General features: G+C 55.8%; 3 rRNA genes. All 3 read right to left on the bottom strand.

Annotated features, from left to right (window positions below):
- Position 1: 1 nt before the first annotated feature.
- Positions 2-118 (bottom strand): 5S ribosomal RNA (gene rrf, locus C8K36_RS24460).
- A 134-nt stretch (positions 119-252) separates the two neighbouring features.
- Positions 253-3,382, bottom strand: a 23S ribosomal RNA gene (locus C8K36_RS24455).
- Between the two features lie 332 nt (positions 3,383-3,714).
- A 16S ribosomal RNA gene (locus tag C8K36_RS24450) occupies positions 3,715-5,232 on the bottom strand.
- Together the 16S, 23S and 5S rRNA genes form the textbook arrangement of a ribosomal RNA operon.
- Positions 5,233-5,510: the final 278 nt, after the last annotated feature.

The following is a 5,510-nucleotide window of genomic DNA, read 5'->3' as shown; positions in this document are numbered from 1 at the left end:
TGTTCGGCGGTGTCCTACTCTCCCACACCCTGTCGAGTGCAGTACCATCGGCGCTGGAGGGCTTAGCTTCCGGGTTCGGAATGAGACCGGGCGTTTCCCCTCCGCTATGGCCGCCGTAACTCTATGAAACTGTCACACATTCGATCCCCCCGCCCGAACCACCCGCCCGCCACAAAAAGGGCACAGGGGTGTTGGGGGTGAATGATATCTGTGTGTTGTTTCAGATACCGCACAGTGGACGCGTAGCTTCTTTGTGGTAAGTCCTCGGCCTATTAGTACCAGTCACCTCCATCCGTTACCGGACTTCCAGTTCTGGCCTATCAACCCGGTGGTCTGCCGGGGGCCTTACCCCCTCGAGGGGGTGAGAAACCTCATCTTGGAACAGGCTTCCCGCTTAGATGCTTTCAGCGGTTATCCCTTCCGAACGTAGCTAACCAGCAGTGCTCCTGGCGGAACAACTGGCACACCAGAGGTTCGTCCGTCCCGGTCCTCTCGTACTAGGGACAGCCTTCCTCAAGTTTCTAACGCGCGCGGCGGATAGAGACCGAACTGTCTCACGACGTTCTAAACCCAGCTCGCGTGCCGCTTTAATGGGCGAACAGCCCAACCCTTGGGACCTACTCCAGCCCCAGGATGCGACGAGCCGACATCGAGGTGCCAAACCATCCCGTCGATATGGACTCTTGGGGAAGATCAGCCTGTTATCCCCGGGGTACCTTTTATCCGTTGAGCGACACCGCTTCCACTTGCCGGTGCCGGATCACTAGTCCCGACTTTCGTCCCTGCTCGACTTGTCAGTCTCACAGTCAAGCTCCCTTGTGCACTTGCACTCAACACCTGATTGCCAACCAGGCTGAGGGAACCTTTGGGCGCCTCCGTTACATTTTGGGAGGCAACCGCCCCAGTTAAACTACCCACCAGGCACTGTCCCTGAACCAGATCATGGTCCGAGGTTAGATGTCCAATACGATCAGAGTGGTATTTCAACAATGACTCCACAGACACTGGCGTGCCCGCTTCACAGTCTCCCACCTATCCTACACAAACCGAACCGAACAACAATACCAAGCTATAGTGAAGGTCCCGGGGTCTTTTCGTCCTGCCGCGCGTAACGAGCATCTTTACTCGTAATGCAATTTCGCCGAGTCTATGGTTGAGACAGCTGAGAAGTCGTTACGCCATTCGTGCAGGTCGGAACTTACCCGACAAGGAATTTCGCTACCTTAGGATGGTTATAGTTACCACCGCCGTTTACTGGGGCTTAAATTCTCAGCTTCGCCATTACTGGCTAACCGGTCCTCTTAACCTTCCAGCACCGGGCAGGCGTCAGTCCGTATACATCGTCTTACGACTTCGCACGGACCTGTGTTTTTAGTAAACAGTCGCTTCTCACTGGTCTCTGCGGCCCCACCCAGCTCACCAAGCAAGTTGGATCACCAGACGAGGCCCCCCTTCTCCCGAAGTTACGGGGGCATTTTGCCGAGTTCCTTAACCATAGTTATCTCGATCGCCTTAGTATTCTCTACCTGACCACCTGTGTCGGTTTGGGGTACGGGCCGTGTGAAAGCTCGCTAGAGGCTTTTCTCGGCAGCATAGGATCACTGAATTCGCCTCAATCGGCTACGCATCACGTCTCAGGCTGTATGTGACCCGGATTTGCCTAGGTCACGCCCTACACGCTTACACCAGTATTACCACTGACTGGCTCAGCTACCTTCCTGCGTCACCCCATCGCTTGGCTACTACCAGATCAGGTCCCGTGCATCCACATCCAGGTTCCCCGAAGGGAAGTAAGGACGCTTCAGGACGGTTAGTATCACTGATTCACCAGGGGCGCGTTCACACGGGTACGGGAATATCAACCCGTTGTCCATCGACTACGCCTGTCGGCCTCGCCTTAGGTCCCGACTCACCCTGGGCGGATTAACCTGGCCCAGGAACCCTTGGTCATTCGGCGGACGAGTTTCTCACTCGTCTTTCGCTACTCATGCCTGCATTCTCACTCGTGCAGCCTCCACACCTGGATCACTCCGGCGCTTCCATGGCTGCACGACGCTCCCCTACCCATCCACACCACTGCACACAGATCCGTAGACCCGCATGGGTGTTATGTGAATGCCGCAGCTTCGGTGGTGTACTTGAGCCCCGCTACATTGTCGGCGCAGGATCACTTGACCAGTGAGCTATTACGCACTCTTTCAAGGGTGGCTGCTTCTAAGCCAACCTCCTGGTTGTCTTCGCGACCCCACATCCTTTTCCACTTAGTACACGCTTAGGGACCTTAGCTGGCGATCTGGGCTGTTTCCCTCTCGACTACGAAGCTTATCCCCCGCAGTCTCACTGCCGCGCTCTCACACTCTGGCATTCGGAGTTTGGCTGACGTCAGTAACCTTGTAGGGCCCATCGGCCATCCAGTAGCTCTACCTCCAGAGTGAAACACGCGACGCTGCACCTAAATGCATTTCGGGGAGAACCAGCTATCACGGAGTTTGATTGGCCTTTCACCCCTACCCACAACTCATCCCCTCAGTTTTCAACCTAAGTGGGTTCGGGCCTCCACGACGTCTTACCGTCGCTTCACCCTGGCCATGGGTAGATCACTCCGCTTCGGGTCTAGAACATGCCACTGCGTCGCCCTATTCAGACTCGCTTTCGCTACGGCTACCCCACACGGGTTAACCTCGCGACATGCCACTAACTCGCAGGCTCATTCTTCAAAAGGCACGCCATCACCCACCCACCGAAGTGGCGCAGGCTCTGACGGATTGTAAGCGCACGGTTTCAGGTACTATTTCACTCCCCTCCCGGGGTACTTTTCACCTTTCCCTCACGGTACTAGTCCGCTATCGGTCACCAGGGAGTATTCAGGCTTATCGGGTGGTCCCGACAGATTCACAGCAGATTTCACGGGCCCGCTGCTACTCGGGTGTCCACTACAACAGTCATCAAGTTTTCGTCTACGGGACTCTCACCCTCTACGACAGGCCGTTCCAGACCACTTCGACTAACACGATGATTTCTTACTGTTGGCCAATCCGGCAGAATTGACAAAATGGATCCCACAACCCCACGAATGCAACGCCCGCCGGCTATCACACACCCATGGTTTAGCCTCTTCCGCTTTCGCTCGCCACTACTCACGGAATCACATGTTGTTTTCTCTTCCTGTGGGTACTGAGATGTTTCACTTCCCCACGTTCCCTCCACACGCCCTATATATTCAGGCGTGGGTAACCACACATCACTGTGGCTGGGTTTCCCCATTCGGAAATCCTCGGATCTCAGCTCGGTTGACAGCTCCCCGAGGCTTATCGCAGCCTCCTACGTCCTTCATCGGCTCCTGGTGCCAAGGCATCCACCGTGCGCTCTTAATTACTTACAACAAAGATGCTCGCGTCCACTGTGCAGTTCTCAAACAACACACAACACCCGAACTCGTGTGGCACCAGCCGGCAGATTCACATCCACCGCGGTATGACCACGCCCAGGCATTGTCCGTTTCTTCCTGGAGAAAAACACTCGCGTGTTCTCTCAGGACCCAACAGTATGTCGATATAACTCTCTTCCCACCAACACAGAGGCCGGCAGTAACGAAGAAAATGTTTGTCAGTGTTCCACCCATGAGCAACCGCCGCTCCACATGTGGGAGCAGAAACGGCCTCTGCCGACCATCGACCCACCTGTGTGAGTGATCGATCGGAGAACGCTCCTTAGAAAGGAGGTGATCCAGCCGCACCTTCCGGTACGGCTACCTTGTTACGACTTCGTCCCAATCGCCGATCCCACCTTCGACGGCTCCCTCCACAAGGGTTAGGCCACCGGCTTCGGGTGTTACCGACTTTCATGACGTGACGGGCGGTGTGTACAAGGCCCGGGAACGTATTCACCGCAGCGTTGCTGATCTGCGATTACTAGCGACTCCGACTTCATGGGGTCGAGTTGCAGACCCCAATCCGAACTGAGACCAGCTTTAAGGGATTCGCTCCACCTCACGGTCTCGCAGCCCTCTGTACTGGCCATTGTAGCATGTGTGAAGCCCTGGACATAAGGGGCATGATGACTTGACGTCGTCCCCACCTTCCTCCGAGTTGACCCCGGCAGTCTCCTGCGAGTCCCCGCCATTACGCGCTGGCAACACAGGACAAGGGTTGCGCTCGTTGCGGGACTTAACCCAACATCTCACGACACGAGCTGACGACAGCCATGCACCACCTGTATACCGACCACAAGGGGGGCCGTATCTCTACGGCTTTCCGGTATATGTCAAACCCAGGTAAGGTTCTTCGCGTTGCATCGAATTAATCCACATGCTCCGCCGCTTGTGCGGGCCCCCGTCAATTCCTTTGAGTTTTAGCCTTGCGGCCGTACTCCCCAGGCGGGGCGCTTAATGCGTTAGCTACGGCACAGATCCCGTGGAAGGAACCCACACCTAGCGCCCACCGTTTACGGCGTGGACTACCAGGGTATCTAATCCTGTTTGCTACCCACGCTTTCGTTCCTCAGCGTCAGTTACTGCCCAGAGACCCGCCTTCGCCACCGGTGTTCCTCCTGATATCTGCGCATTTCACCGCTACACCAGGAATTCCAGTCTCCCCTGCAGTACTCAAGTCTGCCCGTATCGCCTGCAGGCTCACAGTTGAGCTGTGAGTTTTCACAAACGACGTGACAAACCGCCTACGAACTCTTTACGCCCAGTAATTCCGGACAACGCTCGCACCCTACGTATTACCGCGGCTGCTGGCACGTAGTTAGCCGGTGCTTCTTCTGCAGGTACCGTCACTCTCGCTTCGTCCCTGCTGAAAGAGGTTTACAACCCGAAGGCCTTCATCCCTCACGCGGCGTCGCTGCATCAGGCTTTCGCCCATTGTGCAATATTCCCCACTGCTGCCTCCCGTAGGAGTCTGGGCCGTGTCTCAGTCCCAGTGTGGCCGGTCGCCCTCTCAGGCCGGCTACCCGTCGTCGCCTTGGTAGGCCATTACCCCACCAACAAGCTGATAGGCCGCGGGCCCATCCTGCACCAGTAAACCTTTCCACCAAGAACCATGCAGTTCAAGGTCATATCCGGTATTAGACCCAGTTTCCCAGGCTTATCCCAGAGTGCAGGGCAGATCACCCACGTGTTACTCACCCGTTCGCCACTCGTGTACCCCCGAAGGGGCCTTACCGTTCGACTTGCATGTGTTAAGCACGCCGCCAGCGTTCGTCCTGAGCCAGGATCAAACTCTCCGTTGAAGACTCTAGATTGGCCGGCAAGCCGGCAATCAGTCATAGACATCGAGTCAAATCACTAGCAAAAAAACTCAACTAGCTCTAAACACTGACCATCCCAGACGGAAGAATGGAACGATCAGCAAATACCCACACCACCAAAAAGTGATGCGGAGTACCAAATAATTTGGCACTGACATTCATCGACACACTGTTGAGTTCTCAAAGAACACGCGCACACCATCACTCGAAACCCTAAGATTTCTCGCTCCGGGGCAACCGTTCCAGCCTAACCCGATCCC

The organism is Rhodococcus sp. OK519, assembly GCF_003051005.1.
Lineage (GTDB): Bacteria > Actinomycetota > Actinomycetes > Mycobacteriales > Mycobacteriaceae > Prescottella.
Note: the sequence above shows the minus strand (reverse complement) of the source record. Positions and strands in the feature narration are given on the sequence as shown.